The organism is Streptomyces sp. NPDC050658 (assembly GCF_044457025.1).
In the GTDB taxonomy this organism is placed as follows: domain Bacteria; phylum Actinomycetota; class Actinomycetes; order Streptomycetales; family Streptomycetaceae; genus Streptomyces.
On record NZ_JBITGM010000008.1, the window covers coordinates 1 to 16,557 of the forward strand.

16 protein-coding genes and 1 rRNA gene are annotated in these 16,557 nt (G+C 71.8%); 11 read left to right on the forward strand and 6 right to left on the reverse strand.

The window, feature by feature from the left end:
* The 3 genes from rrf to ACIBKX_RS26045 all read left to right on the forward strand — a co-directional run.
* A 5S ribosomal RNA gene (gene rrf / locus ACIBKX_RS26035) occupies window positions 1-95 on the forward strand; the annotation flags it as partial.
* 231 nt (window positions 96-326) lie between these two features.
* On the forward strand, window positions 327-1,433 hold the full coding sequence (locus tag ACIBKX_RS26040; RefSeq protein WP_399376302.1) for a hypothetical protein: 1,107 nt from the start codon (window positions 327-329) through the stop codon (window positions 1,431-1,433).
* Window positions 1,325-2,086, forward strand: a complete 762-nt coding sequence (locus ACIBKX_RS26045) for a tetratricopeptide repeat protein (RefSeq protein WP_363276642.1) — start codon at window positions 1,325-1,327, stop codon at window positions 2,084-2,086. The genes ACIBKX_RS26040 and ACIBKX_RS26045 overlap by 109 nt, the downstream gene beginning before the upstream one ends.
* Window positions 2,087-2,166: 80 nt before the next feature.
* Here the strand turns inward: ACIBKX_RS26045 and ACIBKX_RS26050 are convergent, their stop codons facing one another.
* Window positions 2,167-3,444 (reverse strand): DUF1015 domain-containing protein, encoded by a 1,278-nt coding sequence (locus ACIBKX_RS26050; RefSeq protein ID WP_363276635.1) that lies wholly within the window; start codon window positions 3,442-3,444, stop codon window positions 2,167-2,169.
* 72 nt (window positions 3,445-3,516) lie between these two features.
* Here ACIBKX_RS26050 and ACIBKX_RS26055 point away from each other — a divergent pair, with 72 nt between their 5' ends.
* Entirely contained in the window at window positions 3,517-4,545 is a 1,029-nt protein-coding gene (locus ACIBKX_RS26055; protein ID WP_363276634.1) for an HAD hydrolase-like protein, read from the forward strand.
* An 83-nt stretch (window positions 4,546-4,628) separates the two neighbouring features.
* Here the strand turns inward: ACIBKX_RS26055 and ACIBKX_RS26060 are convergent, their stop codons facing one another.
* The 3 genes from ACIBKX_RS26060 to ACIBKX_RS26070 are packed head-to-tail and all read right to left on the reverse strand — an operon-like array spanning window position 4,629 to window position 7,524.
* Window positions 4,629-5,462, reverse strand: a complete 834-nt coding sequence (locus tag ACIBKX_RS26060; protein ID WP_363276633.1) for a siderophore-interacting protein — start codon at window positions 5,460-5,462, stop codon at window positions 4,629-4,631.
* Complete coding sequence (locus ACIBKX_RS26065; protein WP_363276632.1) at window positions 5,459-6,490, reverse strand: ABC transporter substrate-binding protein; 1,032 nt, start codon at window positions 6,488-6,490, stop codon at window positions 5,459-5,461. Before ACIBKX_RS26065 ends, ACIBKX_RS26060 begins: the two co-directional genes overlap by 4 nt.
* The gene (locus ACIBKX_RS26070; protein ID WP_363276631.1) at window positions 6,490-7,524 is read right to left on the reverse strand and encodes an ABC transporter substrate-binding protein; all 1,035 of its coding nucleotides are present in this window, start codon (window positions 7,522-7,524) and stop codon (window positions 6,490-6,492) included. Before ACIBKX_RS26070 ends, ACIBKX_RS26065 begins: the two co-directional genes overlap by 1 nt.
* A 53-nt stretch (window positions 7,525-7,577) precedes the next feature.
* Here ACIBKX_RS26070 and ACIBKX_RS26075 point away from each other — a divergent pair, with 53 nt between their 5' ends.
* Genes ACIBKX_RS26075 through ACIBKX_RS26085 form a run of 3 tightly spaced genes read left to right on the forward strand, consistent with a single transcriptional unit; the run spans window position 7,578 to window position 10,533 of the window.
* Window positions 7,578-8,624, forward strand: a complete 1,047-nt coding sequence (locus tag ACIBKX_RS26075; RefSeq protein WP_363276630.1) for an iron chelate uptake ABC transporter family permease subunit — start codon at window positions 7,578-7,580, stop codon at window positions 8,622-8,624.
* A complete protein-coding gene (locus tag ACIBKX_RS26080) occupies window positions 8,621-9,649 on the forward strand; it encodes an iron chelate uptake ABC transporter family permease subunit (RefSeq protein WP_363276629.1) in 1,029 nt (342 codons plus the stop codon). The genes ACIBKX_RS26075 and ACIBKX_RS26080 overlap by 4 nt, the downstream gene beginning before the upstream one ends.
* Window positions 9,646-10,533, forward strand: coding sequence for an ABC transporter ATP-binding protein (locus tag ACIBKX_RS26085; RefSeq protein ID WP_363276628.1), 888 nt, complete (start codon window positions 9,646-9,648; stop codon window positions 10,531-10,533). Before ACIBKX_RS26080 ends, ACIBKX_RS26085 begins: the two co-directional genes overlap by 4 nt.
* Here ACIBKX_RS26085 and ACIBKX_RS26090 read toward each other — a convergent pair.
* Window positions 10,517-10,864 carry an SCP2 sterol-binding domain-containing protein gene (locus ACIBKX_RS26090; protein ID WP_363276627.1) on the reverse strand — a complete coding sequence of 116 codons (348 nt, stop codon included), beginning with the start codon at window positions 10,862-10,864 and terminating at the stop codon, window positions 10,517-10,519. The genes ACIBKX_RS26085 and ACIBKX_RS26090 overlap by 17 nt on opposite strands.
* Before the next feature lie 42 nt (window positions 10,865-10,906).
* On the opposite strand from ACIBKX_RS26090, the gene ACIBKX_RS26095 reads away from it, so the two are divergent.
* From ACIBKX_RS26095 to ACIBKX_RS26105, 3 genes are read left to right on the forward strand one after another with little or no spacing between them, the layout of a single operon-like run.
* Window positions 10,907-11,233, forward strand: coding sequence for a hypothetical protein (locus tag ACIBKX_RS26095; RefSeq protein WP_363276626.1), 327 nt, complete (start codon window positions 10,907-10,909; stop codon window positions 11,231-11,233).
* A gap of 7 nt (window positions 11,234-11,240) precedes the next feature.
* Window positions 11,241-12,056, forward strand: coding sequence for a TlyA family RNA methyltransferase (locus ACIBKX_RS26100; protein ID WP_363276625.1), 816 nt, complete (start codon window positions 11,241-11,243; stop codon window positions 12,054-12,056).
* 41 nt (window positions 12,057-12,097) lie between these two features.
* Window positions 12,098-13,018 carry an NAD kinase gene (locus ACIBKX_RS26105; RefSeq protein ID WP_363276641.1) on the forward strand — a complete coding sequence of 307 codons (921 nt, stop codon included), beginning with the start codon at window positions 12,098-12,100 and terminating at the stop codon, window positions 13,016-13,018.
* A gap of 158 nt (window positions 13,019-13,176) precedes the next feature.
* On the opposite strand, the gene ACIBKX_RS26110 is transcribed toward ACIBKX_RS26105, so the two are convergent.
* Entirely contained in the window at window positions 13,177-14,526 is a 1,350-nt protein-coding gene (locus ACIBKX_RS26110) for an FtsX-like permease family protein (RefSeq protein ID WP_363276624.1), read from the reverse strand.
* Window positions 14,527-14,775: 249 nt separating this feature from the next.
* On the opposite strand from ACIBKX_RS26110, the gene recN reads away from it, so the two are divergent.
* Entirely contained in the window at window positions 14,776-16,503 is a 1,728-nt protein-coding gene (recN, locus tag ACIBKX_RS26115) for a DNA repair protein RecN (protein WP_363276640.1), read from the forward strand.
* Window positions 16,504-16,557 lie beyond the last annotated feature (54 nt).

Sequence of the window (16,557 nt, forward strand, 5' to 3'; positions counted from 1 at the left end):
AAACGCCCGGTTACATTCCGAACCCGGAAGCTAAGCCTCACAGCGCCGATGGTACTGCAGGGGGGACCCTGTGGGAGAGTAGGACGCCGCCGAACAATTTTTGGAGGACCCTTGGTCCCAGCGTCCACGCTGGGACCAAGGGTCCTTTTTTATTTGTCGAAGCGCGCCGACTACCGGGCTGCGCGAGAATGACTGCGGTACCGAAGACTAGGAGTCACCGATGTCCACCAACTCTCCCGACGAGCGACCGGAGCGCGAGCAGCGCCGCCGGGACGGTGGCGACCGGGGCGGATACCGCGGTGGCGCGCCGCGCCGGGACAACGACCGTGGCGACCGCAGTGGCGGTGGGCGTCCCTCGTACCGCCGCGATGAGCGTCCCTCTTCCGGCGGACCGCGCCGTGACGATCGTGACCGCGACCGTGGTGCGCCGCGTCGCGACAACGACCGCGGCGGAGACCGTGGTGGCTTCCGCCGTGACGACCGCCGCGATGACCGTGGCGGTGACCGCGGTGGGTTCCGGCGCGACGACCGGCGTGACGGTGACCGTGGTGGCTTCCGTCGCGATGACCGCCGTGACGACCGACGTGACGACCGGGGTGGGCGTCCTCCCTTCCGTCGTGACGACCGTTCGACTTCCGGCTTCCCGCGTCGTGACGACCGCCGTGACGGGGAACGTCCCTCGTTCCGTCGTGACGACCGTTCGACCTCTGGCTTCCCGCGTCGCGACGACCGACGTGACGACCGCCGGGATGACCGCGGTGGCGACCGCGGCGGGTTCCGTGGGCGTGATGACCGCCGTGACGACCGTGGTGGCTTCCGTGGGCGGGACGACCGCGGTGGTGACCGTGGTGGCTTCCGTCGCGATGACCGTCGCGATGACCGGCGTGACGATCGCGGTGGTGACCGTGGCGGAGACCGTGGTGGGTTCCGTCGTGACGACCGGCTCCGTCGTGACGGCGACCGTCCTGCCTTCCGTCGGGACGACCGCCGCGATGATCGTCGGGATGACCGCCGCGACGACCGCGGCGGCTTCCGGCGCGATGATCGTCGGGACGACCGCCGTGACGACCGTCGCGATGACCGCGGTGGTGACCGTGGTGGGTTCCGTCGTGACGACCGGCCCCGTCGTGACGGCGACCGTCCCGGCTTCCGCCGGGATGACCGTGGCGGCGACCGCGGTGGATACCGCGGGCGTGACGACCGTGGGCCGCGCCGGGACGACCGCGGTGGGCGCCCCGGTGGGTTCCGTGGGCGGGACGACCGTGGCGGCGACCGCGGTGGATACCGCGGGCGTGACGACCGGGACCGCGAGCCCATCCGGCGGCTGCCGATTCCGGAGGACGTCACCGGGTACGAGATCGACAAGGACGTACAGCAGGAGCTGCAGAGCCTTCCCAAGGGGCTCGCTGAGGACGTCGCCAAAAACCTGGTGATGGTCGCCAAGCTCATCGACGAGGACCCCGAGCAGGCCTACGGGTACTCGCGGGTCGCCCTGCGGCTCGCGTCCCGTGTCGCCGCGGTGCGCGAGGCGGCGGGCTTCGCCGCGTACGCGACGCAGAAGTACAGCGAGGCCCTCGCCGAGTTCCGGGCGGCGCGGCGGATGACCGGCAGTGTCGAGCTGTGGCCCGTCATGGCGGACTGCGAGCGCGGTCTCGGCCGGCCGGAGAAGGCGCTGGACATGGCCGGTGCGCCCGAGGTGCAGAAGCTGGACAAGGCCGGCCAGGTCGAGATGCGTCTCGTGGCCGCCGGTGCCCGGCGTGACATGGGGCAGCTCGAGGCCGCCATCGTCACCCTGCAGAGCCCCGAGCTCGCGTCGAACTCCGTGCAGCCGTGGACCGCGCGCCTGCGGTACGCGTACGCCGACGCGCTGCTCGCGGCGGGGCGTGAGGACGAGGCACGTGAGTGGTTCGCGAAGGCCGTCGAGTCCGACAAGGACGGCAGCACCGACGCGTCGGACCGGCTCGCCGAGCTGGACGGCGTCGAGTTCGTCGACGCGGAGGAACTCGAAGAGGTCGACGGGTCCGACGAGGACGCCGACGGCAGCGAGGGCGACGAGGGCGACGAGGGTGAGCACCGGCAGGGCTGAGTGCTGACGTAGCTGGTCATGACAATGGGCGGGACCCCGGTGGGGTCCCGCCCATTGTCATATCCGCGTGTGCCCCTGTGTCAGACGTCGAGGCTGCGCAGGACCAACCCCGACGCGGGCTTGGGGCCGAAGGACGTGGACTTGCGGGGCATCGTGACCCCCTGGCGGGCCAGGTCGCGGACGACCTCCTCGCGGACCGGATGCATCAGGATCGCCGTGCCGCCGTCGCGCTCCGCCTTCTCCACCGTCGCCGCCGTGTCATGGATGTACGCGATGTGCTCGGGGGCGTCGGGGATCTGCCAGATGTGGTCGAGGAGCGTCGAGTGCAGGACCGTCGCGTCGAGGGTGCGCCAGGCCTCGGGGTGGTCGGCGGGGATCGTACGCGAGAGGAGGCCGGGGGAGGGGCGGTCGATGAGGTGGTACGCGCCGTCGCCCGCCAGGAGGAAGGCGTTGCCCTCGGCCGCGGCCCGGGCCAGTGCGTCCAGGGCGTGCGGCAGCGGGCCCTCCATGGTGCGTACGCGGAAGGAGTCCGCGAGGGCGGCCAGGGCGTCCGCGACCGGGAGCCGGTGCAGATAGCGGTGGATGGCGCGGACCCGCAGCGGGTAGCGCGCGGTGTCGACGAGAAGGACCAGGCCGTAGTCCCACGGGCTGGGGGACGGGTGCTCGGAGCGCAACCGGAGGTTGGTGGCCCAGCGGTGGTGGCCGTCCGCGATCAGTGCCTGATGGCGGGCGAGATCTGTCTGGATCTCGGCTAGGTCGGCGGGGTCGGTGACCGCCCACAGACGGTGGCTGAAGCCGTCCTCCGTGGTCGTCGACAGGAGGGGCTTGTTCAGTACGGTGCGTTCGATGACCGCCGTCGCGCCTGTGGCGTTGCCGTCGGAGCGGTAGGTCAGGAGCAGTGGTTCGAGGTTGGCGCTGGTCGCGCGCATCAGGGCCGCGCGGTCCTCGACGACATGGGGCATGACGCCCTCGTGCGGCAGGACGATGCCGTCCGCCGCCTCCGAGAGGCGCAGGGCGCCGATGACGCCGCGCTGCAGGAGGTCGCCGTCGCGTTGTTCGTAGACGTAGAGGCTGGGCTCCGGGTCGGGCGCGAGGATGCCTTCGGAGAGCCAGGTCCGCAGAGTGTCCGCCGCTTGGTCGTTGCGGGCGGCGGGCGTGGTCGCCTGCGGGAGGATCAGCCGGACGATGTTGTGCGGGTCGGCGGACTCCAGGTGGAGCAGCCCGTCGGGCCGTACGACTACGTCGTACGGCGGGGATGTCACGGCGGCGATGCTGCCGACCCGTTCGGGGACGTACCGCACGCCTCGGAACGGGATCAGGTCCAAGCCGTGGTCGTCCGTGTCACCCGCTGTGTTCATCCCCGCATCGTATGTGTGTCAGTGGCATGAGCGATGATCGGGGGAGTGGGATCGAGCGAGGAGCGATGGGTAATGAGCCAGACCGTCAGGGCACGGCCCGAAGGCAGCCGAAGTGTGCTGAGCGAGGCGTATGACACGGCGCTGCTCGACCTGGACGGGGTGGTGTACGCGGGCGGGCACGCGATCGCGCACGCCGTGGAGTCGCTCGGGACGGCCCGCGCGGGCGGCATGCACCTGGCGTATGTGACGAACAACGCGCTGCGGACGCCGGACGCGGTCGCGGAGCATCTGACGGAGCTGGGCATTCCGACCGGGCCGGCGGATGTGATCACGTCGGCGCAGGCGGCCGCCCGTCTGGTGAGCGAGCAAGTCCCGGCGGGGTCGCGGGTGTTGGTGGTCGGCGGGGACGGGCTGCGGGTCGCGCTGCGGGAGCGGGGCCTGGAGCCGGTGGAGTCGGCGGACGACGATCCGGTGGCGGTCGTGCAGGGGTACGGCGGTCCTGACCTGGCCTGGGGGCGGTTCGCCGAGGCCTGTTACGCGATCGCGCGCGGGGTGCCGTGGTTCGCGTCCAACACGGACCTGACGATTCCGAGTGCGCGGGGCATCGCGCCCGGCAACGGCGCGGCGGTCGAGGTCGTGCGGATCGCCACGGGCGCCGAGCCGCAGGTGGCGGGCAAGCCGTTGCCGCCGATGCACCGGGAGACGATCCTGCGGACCGGTGCGGAGCGGCCGCTGGTCGTGGGGGACCGGCTCGACACGGACATCGAGGGCGCGTTCAACGGGGAGGTGGACTCGCTGCTCGTGCTGACCGGAGTGACGGACGGCGCGCAGCTTCTGGCGGCCCCGCCCGAGCACCGGCCAACGTACGTGGACGCGGATCTGCGCGGCATGCTGACCGGACAGCCCGAAGTGGCCCCGGTGGACGGCGGATTCGGCTGCGGCGGGTGGACGGCGTCGGCGCGGGGGGTCGAGCTGGTGCTCGACGGCGAAGGCGAGGTCCTCGACGGGCTGCGGGCGCTGTGTGCCGTGGCGTGGACGGACGCGGGGAACGGGGTGTGCACGCTGGACGGGGGGAAGGCGCTGTCGCGGCTGGGGGTGTAGCGCGGGCGCAGGCGCGTGAGGCCCTGCGGCGGGAGTGCCCAGGAGAGTGCTCCGGGAGGCAGGCCCGCCGCAGGGGAGTGGCCTCAGGCCGTCTCGTTGCGGTCGATCAGCTCGTCCGTGGTGGTGCCCCTGCGCCAGTAGCCGGAGAACGACACCTTCTTGCGGTCGATGCCGCGTTCGCCGACGAGGTGGCGGCGGACCGCCTTGACCGTGGCGGACTCGCCCGTGACCCAGGCGTACGGCGTGCCCGAGGGCAGCTCGGCGGCGCGGATCGCGGACGGCGTCGTGCCGATTTCCGTGAGCCAGGTGATCCGGGCGTCCGCCTTCGTCGGCAGCTCCTGCTGGTCCGCCGGGTCGTGGACCTCGATCCAGACGTGGGTCTCGATGCCCGGCGGGAGCGTCTCCAGGATGCCCGCCACGGCCGGCAGCGCCGACTCGTCGGCGGTCAGCAGGATCCAGTCGGTGTCCTGCGGCGGCCTGAAGTCGTACGCGCCGTTCTCCTCCTCGATCGGGGCGAGTACGCCGATCCGGTCGCCGGGCCGGGCGGACCGCGCCCAGCTGGTGGCGGGACCGTCAAAGGGCGAGGGCTCGGAGCCGTGCACGGCGAAGTCGACGATCAACTCGTCAGGGTCGCGGCGCAGTTCACGCGTGGTGTACGTGCGCATGATGCCGCGTACGTCGGGGTCGAGGGCGCACCAGTCGGCGTACCAATGGGCCGCGTCGCCCTTGCTGGTGTCGGGCATGACCGGGGCGTCCTGGCCGGGGTGCGGCAGGAACACCTTGATGCGCTGGTCGCGTCCGGCCGAGGCCATCCGGGCCAGGTCGGCGCCGCCGAGGGCCACGCGGATCATGGCGGGCGTGATGTGCTCGGCGCGCAGTACCCGCACGTCGAAGAAGTGGTACGGGGAATCGGTCATGACTTGAGCCTCTTGGACTTCTCGATGGCGGCGGCGAGCTGTTCGAGCACGGGGGCGAAACCGGCGTAGCTGTAGCGCTCCTCCATCGACCAGGGCACGGTCTGGCCGGCCTTGACGGCGGGGAGCAGCTCCCAAGTGGGCTTCTTCGCCAGTTCCTTGGCCGGCATCGCGCTCTCGCGGTTGTCGATCATGATCAGGTCGGCGTGGTACTTGTCGGCGTTCTCCCAGCTGAGGAACTCCCAGAAGCCCCACTTGTCGACCTTCTTGCCCTCGACGAACTCGATGCCGAGGTCCTTGAAGTAGTTCAGGTCGCAGTAGGAGTCCGGTACGGCGACGTAGAACTGTTCGGCGTCGCCGGTCATCGCGAGGACCTTCAGGCCGGGGTTGTCCTTCGCGGCCTTGCGCAGCCGCCGTTCGGCCTTGTCGAAGCGGGACTTGGCGGCCCGCACCTTCTCCGCCTGCAGGTCCCCGCCGAGTGACTCGGCGAGCTCGGTGTAGCGCTTCAGCGGTTCGAGCAGGGAGACGCGGGCGCCCTTGATGCCGACGGTGGGGGCGAGCGCCTCGATCTTCTTGGTGCTGTCCTCGGGCAGGAACCAGAGCAGCGGCGGCGGGAACATGTTGCTGATCAGGAGGTCGGGCTTGAGGGCCGCGTACTTCTCGATGTTGAACTGGTTGAAGGACTCGCCGAGGCTGGTCAGTTTGTCGACATCGAGCTCGCCCGCCTGCGGGTTGGGCTTGCCGTTCACCGGCTTGGAGGGGCCGAAGACGCCGGTGCACTCGACTCCGTAGTCGTGCAGCGCGGCCGCCGTGCTGATGTAGGCGACGATGTTCTTCGGGGTGTGGTCGACCTCGGCGGTTCTGCCGCGGTCGTCCTTGAATCTCCAGGTCTTGGAGCCGGAGTCCTTCTTCGCCGACTTCTTCTCGTCGCCGCAGGCGGCCAGCAGGGCGGTGAGGCCGATGGCGCCGCCGGAGGCGAGCAGGCCGCGGCGCGAGAGGGGACGGCGCGAGAGGGGACGGTGCGATTTCATCAGACGGCCTTCTTCGACTTGTCGACGGCTGCCGCGAGCCGCTCGATGAGCGGGGCGTAGCCGGCGTGACTGAACTGGGCCTCGTTGGACCAGGAGATGACCTGGTCCGCCTCGACCGCGGGGAGTTTGGCCCAGGTCGGCTTGGTCTTCTTCAGCTCGGCGGGCTGGAGGTTGCCGGTCCGCCGGTCGACGAGGACGAGGTCCGCGTCGTATCTGTCGGCGTTCTCCCAGCCGAGTTCCTCGAAGAAGCCGCCCTTGGCCGTGTTCTGGGGCGTGACGAATTCGATGCCGAGGTCGGCGTAGTGGCGCAGGTCGGTGAAGTCGGCGGGGTTGCCGACGTACAGCAGGTCGGCCTGTGCCGAGACGGCCATGACCTTGATGCCGCCGCGCGCCTTCGCCGACTTGGCGGATTGACGGAGCGTCTCCGATGCCGCCTCGAAGCGCTTCTTCGCCGCGGCGACCTTCTGTGCCCCGAGGTCGGCGCCGAGGGATTCGGCGAGTGCGGCGAAGCGGCCGATCGCCTGCGTCAGCGAGGTCTTGCCGGTGAGGATGCCGACGGTCGGGGCGAGCGAGGTGATCTTCTCGGTGGATTCCTCGGGGACGTACCAGAGAGCCGGCGACACGTTCATGGTGCTGACGAGCAGCTCGGGCCGCAGCTTCGCGTACTTCTCGATGCTGAACTGGCCCCAGGCGTTGCCGATGATCGTCACTTTGTCGACATCGATGTCGGCGGCCTGTACGTCGGGTTCGCCGTTCTTCAGCTTCGTCGGCCCGAAGACTCCCGTGCATTCGACGCCGAAGTCGTGCAGGGCCGCCGCCGCTCCGATGTAGGCGACGATCCGGCGCGGGGTCCGGGCCGCCTTCGCGGTCGTGCCGCGGTCGTCCTTGAAGCGCCAGCCGTCGCCCGACGGTTTCGCGCCACCGTCCTCGCCGCCGCCGCACGCCGAAATCAGCCCACCGGCCCCGATGGCCGCACCGGCACCGAGCAGACCGCGACGGGTCAGAGCGGGAGGTATCGGGCGGCGAGCATGCATAGATGGTGCTTCTCTCGTCGAAGTCGAGTGCGAGGGTAGGCTAACCTAACCAGGTGTTGGTCGACAGTCCCCCCGAAGCCAGCGCGGAGACCGCCCCCGCGCCACCCAGCCGCCGCGTCGCGATCCGCGCTGCGGGGCTCGTCGTCTCGGTCTGTGTGCTCGCGCTCGTCGTCGTGGCGAGCATCGCGGTCGGCGCCAAATCGATGTCCCTGGACCATGTCTGGCACGGTCTCTTCCAGGACACCGGTACGTACGACGATGTCGTCGTCGGAGAGCGGCTCTCGCGCACGCTGCTCGGACTGCTCGTCGGTGTGGCGCTCGGCCTCTCCGGCGCCGTCCTCCAGGCGCTGACCCGCAATCCGCTGGCCGACCCCGGACTGCTCGGCATCAACCTCGGCGCCTCGGCGGCCGTCGTCACCGCCATCAGCTTTCTCGGTGTCACCTCGCTGAGCGGCTATGTGTGGTTCGCCTTCCTCGGCGCGGCCGTCGTCGGCGCCCTCGTCTACGCGCTCGGCGGCACCCGCAACGCGACACCGGTGCGCCTCGCGCTCGCCGGAACCGCGCTCAGCGCCGCGCTCTACGGCTATCTGCAGGCCGTGATGATCAACGACAACGCGGCACTCAACAAGATGCGCTTCTGGACGGTCGGTTCACTCGCCTCGGCCAAGAACGAGACCATCCTCCAGGTGCTGCCCTTCCTCGTGGTCGGCATCCTGCTCGCGCTCGGCCTCGCCCGGCCGCTGAACGCGATGGCCATGGGAGATGACACCGCCCGCGCCCTCGGCGCCCATCTGGGCCGCACCCGCGCCCTGTCGATGGCCGCCGCGACCCTGCTCTGCGGAGCGGCGACCGCCGCCTGCGGGCCCATCGTCTTCGTCGGCCTGATGGTGCCGCACGTCGTGCGCTCCTTCACCGGCCCCGACATGCGCTGGATCCTGCCGTACGCGGCGATTCTCTCGCCGGTGCTGCTGCTCGGCGCCGATGTCATCGGCCGTATCGTCGCCCGGCCCGCGGAGCTCCAGGTCGGCATCATCACCGCGTTGATCGGCGCCCCGGTCTTCATCTTTCTCGTACGACGGCGGAGGCTGACCCAGCTGTGAAGGCGATACGCACCAGGGGCGGGCTCAGCTTCCGCCTCGACGTCCGCACGGCCGTGGTCGTCGTCGCGCTCCTCGTGGCGGCGCTCGCCGCGAGCGTCGTACTGATCGGCACCGGCGACTTCGACATCCCCACCGCCGACGTCATCCGCACCCTGCTCGGCAACGGCGACGCCGGGCAGGAGTTCATCATCAACGACCTGCGGCTGCCCCGCGTCCTGGTCGGACTCCTGGTGGGGGCCGCGCTCGGGCTCGGCGGCGCCATCTTCCAGTCCATCTCGCGCAATCCGCTGGGCAGTCCGGACATCCTCGGCCTCGGACAGGGCTCCACCGCCGGGGCGCTCGTCATGATCGTCCTCTTCCAGGGCAGCGCGGTGCAGGTCGCGGGCGGCGCGCTCGTCGGCGGTCTGGTCACCGGCGCCGCGATCTATCTGCTCGCCTGGAAGCAGGGCGTGCACGGGTTCCGGCTGGTCCTGGTCGGCATCGGGGTCTCCGCGTTCCTCGTCGCCGTCAACGGCTATCTGCTCACCAAGGCGGACCTCGTCGACGCGGCGCGCGCCGTCGTCTGGATGACCGGCTCCCTCAACGGCCGCGACTGGGAGCAGGTCTGGCCGCTGTTCTGGCTCTGCGTGATCCTGGTGCCGCTCGTCATGGCGTACGCCCGTCCGCTGCGGATGCTGGAGATGGGCGACGACGTCGGGTACGCCCTCGGGGTGCCCGTCGAGCGGACCCGCCTCGTCCTGATGGGCTCGGCCGTGCTGCTCACCGCGGCCGCGACCGCCGCCGCCGGTCCGGTCAGCTTCGTCGCGCTCACCGCGCCGCAGCTCGCCAGGCGGCTCACCCGCTCGCCGGGACCGAACCTGATGCCGGCCATGTGCATGGGCGCCACCCTGCTGATCGTCGCCGACTGGGCCTCCCAGCGGGCGTTCGGCGCCGACCAGCTCCCCGTGGGCGTGGTCACCGGCGTGCTCGGCGGCGGCTATCTGCTCTGGCTGCTCGTCATCGAGCGCAAGGCGGGGCGGATATGAGCAGCCGGACGACCACCCATCCCGAAAGCACCGACAGGCAGGAGCGTGCCGCAGTGAACCGGCTCGTCGCGGACGACGTGACCCTTGGCTACGACCAGCGCGTCATCGCGGAGAAGTTGTCCGTGGAGATACCCGACAACTCCTTCACGGTGATCGTCGGCCCGAACGCCTGCGGCAAGTCCACCCTGCTGCGCGCCCTGTCCCGGATGCTCAAGCCGTCCGCCGGCCGGGTCCTGCTCGACGGGAACGTCATCCAGTCGATGCCCGCGAAGAAGGTCGCGCGGACGCTGGGCCTGCTGCCCCAGTCGTCCATCGCGCCCGACGGGATCACCGTGGGCGACCTCGTGGCGCGCGGCCGCTATCCGCACCAGGGACTCCTGCGGCAGTGGTCCGCCGAGGACGAGCGGATCGTCGGCGAGTCGATGGCGTCGACCGGCGTCGCCGAACTGGCCGACCGCTATGTCGACGAACTCTCCGGCGGTCAGCGCCAGCGTGTCTGGATCGCGATGGCGCTCGCCCAGCAGACCCCGCTGCTGCTGCTCGACGAGCCGACCACCTATCTCGACATCCAGCACCAGATCGACGTACTCGACCTCTGTGCCGACCTCCACGAGGAGCAGGGCCGCACCCTCGTCGCCGTCCTGCACGACCTCAACCACGCGGCCCGGTACGCCACCCACCTCATCGCCCTGCGCGACGGCGAGGTCGTCGCCGAGGGCGCGCCGTCCGACATCGTCACGGCGGAACTGGTGCGGGACACCTTCGGGATGGACTGCCAGATCATCGACGACCCGGAGACGGGGACGCCGCTGGTGGTGCCGGCGGCGCGGCGGGGGCGGGCGAAGGCGGCGTCGACAGCCGGAGTGACTAAAGCAGCGACCTGAGGCGGAGCAGATCGCGCAGGCCCGCCTCCAGCTTGACCCGGCCGGAGCCCCAGGCCTTCGCGAAGTTCAGCTCGCCGTCCACCATCGCGACCAGATCGTCGCCGGACATGGCAAGGCGGATCTCGGCCTTCTCGCGCGGCGGGCCGGGGTGCCGGTCGAGCACCAAGATCCGGCCGTTCTCGAGACGCCCCGTGAACGTGACGTCGAGATCGGTGATGCGGCAGCTCAGCGAGCGATCGAGCGTGGCTGCGCCGCGCACGCCGCCCTCCGCGCCCGCCAGGTTGTCCGAGAGTCTGTCGAGCGCCGCACGGCACTCCTCGATCGTCGCCATCGTGATCGACGGTACCCCAGTGCTTCGCGGTAGCGTCGTGGCATGAACGACTCGTTGCCGGGCCCCGAGCAGCAGCTCGCGGAGCCCGAGGCCGAAGTGGCGCGGGCTGCGGACACCCCGCCCGAGGCGTACGACCCCGCGGGCCCCGCGCCCCTCGGCGTGGAGCGCACGCCGACCGGTGACCCGGCGGTGGACGCCCAGCTCCAGCGCCTCGGCGACGCCGACCACCTCGCCACGGACGGCCACATCGAGGTGTACGAGGATGTGCACCGGGGCCTGCGCGACACGCTGACCGCGCTCGACGCACGCCCCGGGCCGCCGGCGCCCCCGCCGTCGTCCCCGCACACCCCCTCGTACAACAGGAGCTGAACAGAACGTGGCAGGAGTGGCACGCCGCCGACTCGACGCCGAGCTGGTCCGTCGCAAGCTGGCGCGCTCGCGCGAGCACGCCAGCCAGCTGATCGCCGCCGGCCGGGTGACCGTCGACCGGAACACCGCGACCAAGCCCGCGACGCAGGTGGAGACCGCCGCCGCGATCGTGGTCGCGGCCGACGACAGCGACCCCGACTACGTCTCGCGCGGCGGCCACAAGCTGGCGGGCGCGTTCGCCGCGTTCGTGCCGCAGGGACTGGTCGTCGAGGGGCGGCGGGCGCTGGACGCGGGCGCCTCCACCGGGGGATTCACCGATGTGCTGCTGCGCGCCGGGGCGTCCGGCGTCGTCGCCGTGGACGTCGGCTACGGACAGCTCGCCTGGTCGCTGCAGAGCGACGACCGGGTCACCGTCAAGGACCGTACGAACGTACGCGAATTGACGCTCGACCTCATCGACGGCGTCCCCGTCGACCTGGTCGTCGGCGATCTCTCCTTCATCCCGCTCGGCCTGGTGCTGCCCGCGCTCGTACGGTGCGCGGCGCCGGACGCCGACCTGGTGCTCATGGTCAAGCCGCAGTTCGAGGTCGGCAAGGAGCGGCTCGGCAGCGGCGGGGTCGTGCGCAGCGCGGAACTGCGGGCCGACGCGGTGCGCACGGTGGCCCGGCAGGCCTGGGGGCTCGGCCTCGGCGTGTGTGGCGTGACTGCGAGCCCACTGCCCGGCCCTTCCGGAAATGTCGAGTACTTTCTGTGGCTGCGCGCCGGGGCGCCCGAACTCGACCCGGCGGACGTTGACCGTGCCGTGGCGGAGGGGCCCCGTTGACCCAGACCCGAGTGACCCAGATCCGATCGACCCAGAACGACGTGGACCGCGACCGAGCGACCGACGACCCGGCTCGCACGGTCTTCCTGCTCGCGCACACCGGGCGGCCCGCCGCCATCCGCAGCGCCGAGCTCGTCGTCCTGGGACTGCTGCGCAGCGGCATCGGCGTACGGGTCCTGGAGTCGGAGGCGGCCGATCTGCCGCTGCCGCCCGAGGTCGGCCTGGTCAAGGAGGCCACCCCCGAGTGCCTCGACGGCTGTGAGCTGCTCGTCGTGCTCGGCGGCGACGGGACGCTGCTGCGCGGCGCCGAGTTCGCCCGGGCCTCCGGGGTGCCGATGCTCGGCGTGAACCTGGGCCGGGTCGGCTTTCTCGCCGAGGCCGAGCGCGACGACCTCGACAAGGTCGTCGACCGCGTCGTCACCAAGGCGTACGAGGTCGAGGAGCGGATGACCATCGACGTCGTCGTGCGCAGCAACGGTGATGTCGTGCACCGCGACTGGGCGCTCAACGAGGCCGCCGTACAGAAGATGTCCGCCGAGCGGATGCTCGAGGTCGTCCTGGAGATCGACGGCCGTCCCGTCACCGGCTTCGGCTGCGACGGCATCGTCTGCGCCACCCCGACCGGCTCCACCGCGTACGCCTTCTCCGCGGGCGGGCCCGTGGTCTGGCCGGAGGTGGAGGCACTCCTGATGGTGCCGATCAGCGCCCACGCCCTGTTCGCCAAGCCGCTGGTGACCTCGCCGGACTCGGTGCTCGCCGTCGAGGTCCAGCAGCACACGCCGCACGGGGTCCTGTGGTGCGACGGCCGGCGGACCGTGGAACTGCCCTCGGGGGCGCGCGTGGAGGTGCGCAGGGGAGAGGTGCCGGTGCGGCTCGCCCGGCTGCACCATGCCTCCTTCACGGATCGACTTGTCGCCAAGTTCGCGTTGCCGGTGTCTGGGTGGCGAGGGGCGCCTCACTAGCGTTCCGCTGGGGGCGGCGTTGTGGTGCCCTGCGGCGCCGTCTTTCGGCTGCGGCGCCGTCGTGGCTGGTCGCGCAGTCCCCCGCGCCCCTTCGGAGCGCCCCGCGGCGGAGCCGCAGATGTCACAGCCCCGCGCCCCTTTGGGGCGCGGCTTCCCGGCTACGTCGCCTTCACCACGGATATCGCCCGGCGCCGCATCACCGACGCCACCGGAATCCCCGTGGCCAGCAGCGTCAGCAGCAGCGTGCCCGCCGCTGTCCCCGTCGGTATGGCCCACGGCAGGTACGGCAGCGACGAGCCGAACGCCGTGTTGAGGATCGGGGCCAGCGTGCCCAACGCGATGGCGGTGCCCAGCAGCAGTGCGGTGCCCGCCACTACCACCGCCTCCCAGGCGGCCATGGCCTTCACCTGGGTGCGTCCGCTGCCCACCACCCGCAGCAGGGCGATGTCGCGGCGGCGTTCGAAGGAGATCATGGCGAGGGTGTTCGCCGCGGCTATCGCGGCGAAGCCCGCGTACAGACTCGTGCCCACATAGTCGAGCCAGACCTCGCCCCGGCTGCCCGCCGAGCCGGTGTGGTGCCGAGCCGTCGTATGCATGCCGATCTTGGTGAGGCCGAAGCCCACGACCAGGACGAGCGGTACGACGGCCGCGGAGAAGCGGCGGGGCTGCGAGCGGACGTTGAGCATGGCGAGGCGGGCGCTCGGGCCGAACCGGCCCACCAGGGCGGAGACCAGCCAGGCCGCGGGGCCGATGATGCGCGGACCGAGCAGCCCGGCGCCGACGCAGAACAGGATCAGTACGAGGAAGGCTCCCTCGGCCGCCTCGTCCGCGGGCTGACGCGACAGCAGTACGGAGACGGCGCAGGCCCCCGCGACGGCGATCACCCCGAGGGGTGCGCGGAGGATGCCGAGGCCCTTGCGCCCCGTCGCCGCCTCGCCCAGCGCGCGGGCCGGGCGCAGCAGCGAGAACCGCAGGGCCGAGAGGAGCGCGGCGAGCGCCGTCGTCACCACGGCGACGCCCAGGCATATCGGCAGCGCGACCCAGCCGAAGCGGAAGCCCGCCTCGGCGGGGAGCAGCCCGTGCGTGACCATGCCGGCGTGCCACCAGCCGGCGAGGAAGCCGCCGAGGGCGAAGCCGACGAGTGCGGCCGGGATCGAGGCGGCGAGGGCTTGGACCGCGACCGCGCGGCGGATCTGGCGGGGCTTGGCGCCGATGGCACGGACCATCGCCAGCTCGCGGTGCTGCTGTGCGACGGCCGTGCCCATCGTCGACATGACGACGAATATCGACATGTAGATCGAACCGATCAGGAGGACGACGGCCATGTCCCCGACGCCGTTCTCGGCGATCTGTGCGCGGGCCCGCGCCGAAAGCCCGTCCGTGCCCGTCGTGCCCAGCATCATCGTCGACGCGCTCACCACCGTCGCCGCGAAGAGCGCGGCCACCGCCGTGCCCACGAACGCCGGTCGGTGCGCGCGCAGTGCCGCCTGTGCAAGTCCCGTTCCCATACAGATCAGGGTGGGGTGCTGGGTCCCCCGTGCACCAGGAGGCTGGCAGGAAGATCATGCGGGGGTAATCCCCCACCGGAATTCCCCCGGCCCTCCGGAATTCCCCCGGAATCCCACCCCCTGCGGGTGACAGCGTCCGTTCGGTCCGCCTTTGCCACCTGCGCCTTCGCCGAAGGAGGGCGGAAGGAGGCCAGGGCCCGTCGCACACCCGGCCCCTGACCTCGTAAGGTCGTGTCCGTGTTGGAGGAGATGCGGATACGGTCGCTCGGAGTCATCGACGACGCGGTGGTCGAGCTGTCACCGGGGTTCACCGCCGTGACCGGTGAGACCGGTGCGGGCAAGACGATGGTGGTCACCAGCCTCGGCCTGTTGCTCGGCGGGCGCGCGGATCCCGCCCTGGTGCGGATCGGCGCGAAGTCGGCGGTCGTGGAGGGGCGGATCGCCGTGCCCGAAGGCGCCTCGGCGGCCGTGCGCGCGGAGGAGGCGGGGGCCGAACTCGACGAGGGCGCGCTGCTGATCAGCCGTACGGTCTCGGCGGAGGGCCGCTCGCGGGCGCACCTCGGCGGCCGGTCGGTGCCGGTGGGGCTGCTGTCCGAGCTCGCCGACGACCTCGTCGCGGTGCACGGCCAGACCGACCAGCAGGGGCTGCTCAAGCCTGCCCGGCAGCGCGGCGCGCTCGACCGGTACGCGGGCGACGCGGTCACGGTGCCGCTCGCCAAGTACACGGCCGCGTACCGCAGGCTGCGGGCCGTGACGACCGAGGTCGACGAGATCACCACGCGGGCGCGCGAGCGGGCCCAGGAGGCCGATCTGCTGCGCTTCGGCCTCGACGAGGTCGCGGCCGTCGAGCCGCGCGCGGGCGAGGACACCGAACTGGCCGCCGAGGCCGAGCGGCTCGGCCACGCGGAGGCGCTCGCCTCCGCCGCCACGGCCGCGCACGCCGCGCTCGCGGGCAACCCCGAGGACCCGGAGGGCGTCGACGCCACCACGCTCGTGGCGGGCGCGCACCGGGCCCTGGAGGCGGTGCGCTCCCATGACCCCGCGCTGGCCGCGCTCGCCGAGCGGATCGGCGAGATCGGCATTCTGCTCGGTGACGTGGCGGGAGAACTCGCCGGTTACGCCGATGACCTCGACGCCGATCCGCTGCGGCTCGCGGCAGTGGAGGAACGGCGCGCCGCGCTCACCCAGCTGACCCGGAAGTACGGCGCCGACATCGACGCCGTACTCGCCTGGGCCGAGGAGGGCGCCGCGCGGCTCACCGAACTCGAGGGCGACGACGACCGCCTCGAGGAGCTGACCGCCGAGCGGGACGCGTTGCGGGGCGAACTGGCGGGACTCGCGCAGGAGTTGACCTCCGCGCGCGAGGAGGCGGCGTCCCGGTTCGCCGCCGCCGTCACCGCGGAGCTGGCCTCGCTGGCGATGCCGCACGCGCGCGTGACGATCGACATCACCGCCACGGAGGTGCCGGAAGGGGCCGACGGGGTCGTGGTCGGTGAGCGCACCGTCGCGTACGGGCCCTCCGGGGTCGACGAGGTCGAGCTGCTGCTCGCACCGCATCCCGGCGCGCCGCCCCGGCCCATCGCCAAGGGGGCGTCCGGCGGTGAGCTGTCGCGCGTGATGCTCGCGGTGGAGGTCGTCTTCGCGGGCACGGACCCGGTGCCGACGTATCTCTTCGACGAGGTCGACGCCGGTGTCGGTGGCAAGGCGGCGGTCGAGATCGGCCGCCGGCTCGCCAGGCTCGCCAAGTCGGCGCAGGTCGTGGTCGTGACGCATCTGCCGCAGGTGGCGGCGTTCGCCGACCGGCAGCTGCTGGTCGAGAAGACGAACGACGGGAGCGTCACGCGGTCCGGCGTGCTGGTCCTCGAGGGCGAGGACCGGGTGCGGGAGCTTTCGCGGATGCTGGCCGGCCAGGAGGACTCGGAGACCGCGCGGGCCCATGCGGAGGAGCTGTTGGCCGCGGCTAGGAGTGACGGGTAGGACGGGTAGGGGGGAGCGGGGCCGGGGGCGCCTTCGGCGGGCTTGTTTCCCCAA

What these genes read in the sequence shown, in the direction of transcription:
- ACIBKX_RS26050 (WP_363276635.1), bottom strand. Translation starts at nt 3,444, where the DNA reads ATGAACACAGCGGGTGACACGGACGACCACGGCTTGGACCTGATCCCG.
- ACIBKX_RS26055 (WP_363276634.1), top strand. Translation starts at nt 3,517, where the DNA reads ATGAGCCAGACCGTCAGGGCACGGCCCGAAGGCAGCCGAAGTGTGCTG.
- ACIBKX_RS26060 (WP_363276633.1), bottom strand. Translation starts at nt 5,462, where the DNA reads ATGACCGATTCCCCGTACCACTTCTTCGACGTGCGGGTACTGCGCGCC.
- ACIBKX_RS26065 (WP_363276632.1), bottom strand. Translation starts at nt 6,490, where the DNA reads ATGAAATCGCACCGTCCCCTCTCGCGCCGTCCCCTCTCGCGCCGCGGC.
- ACIBKX_RS26070 (WP_363276631.1), bottom strand. Translation starts at nt 7,524, where the DNA reads ATGCATGCTCGCCGCCCGATACCTCCCGCTCTGACCCGTCGCGGTCTG.
- ACIBKX_RS26085 (WP_363276628.1), top strand. Translation starts at nt 9,646, where the DNA reads ATGAGCAGCCGGACGACCACCCATCCCGAAAGCACCGACAGGCAGGAG.
- ACIBKX_RS26090 (WP_363276627.1), bottom strand. Translation starts at nt 10,864, where the DNA reads ATGGCGACGATCGAGGAGTGCCGTGCGGCGCTCGACAGACTCTCGGAC.
- ACIBKX_RS26095 (WP_363276626.1), top strand. Translation starts at nt 10,907, where the DNA reads ATGAACGACTCGTTGCCGGGCCCCGAGCAGCAGCTCGCGGAGCCCGAG.
- ACIBKX_RS26110 (WP_363276624.1), bottom strand. Translation starts at nt 14,526, where the DNA reads ATGGGAACGGGACTTGCACAGGCGGCACTGCGCGCGCACCGACCGGCG.
- recN (WP_363276640.1), top strand. Translation starts at nt 14,776, where the DNA reads ATGCGGATACGGTCGCTCGGAGTCATCGACGACGCGGTGGTCGAGCTG.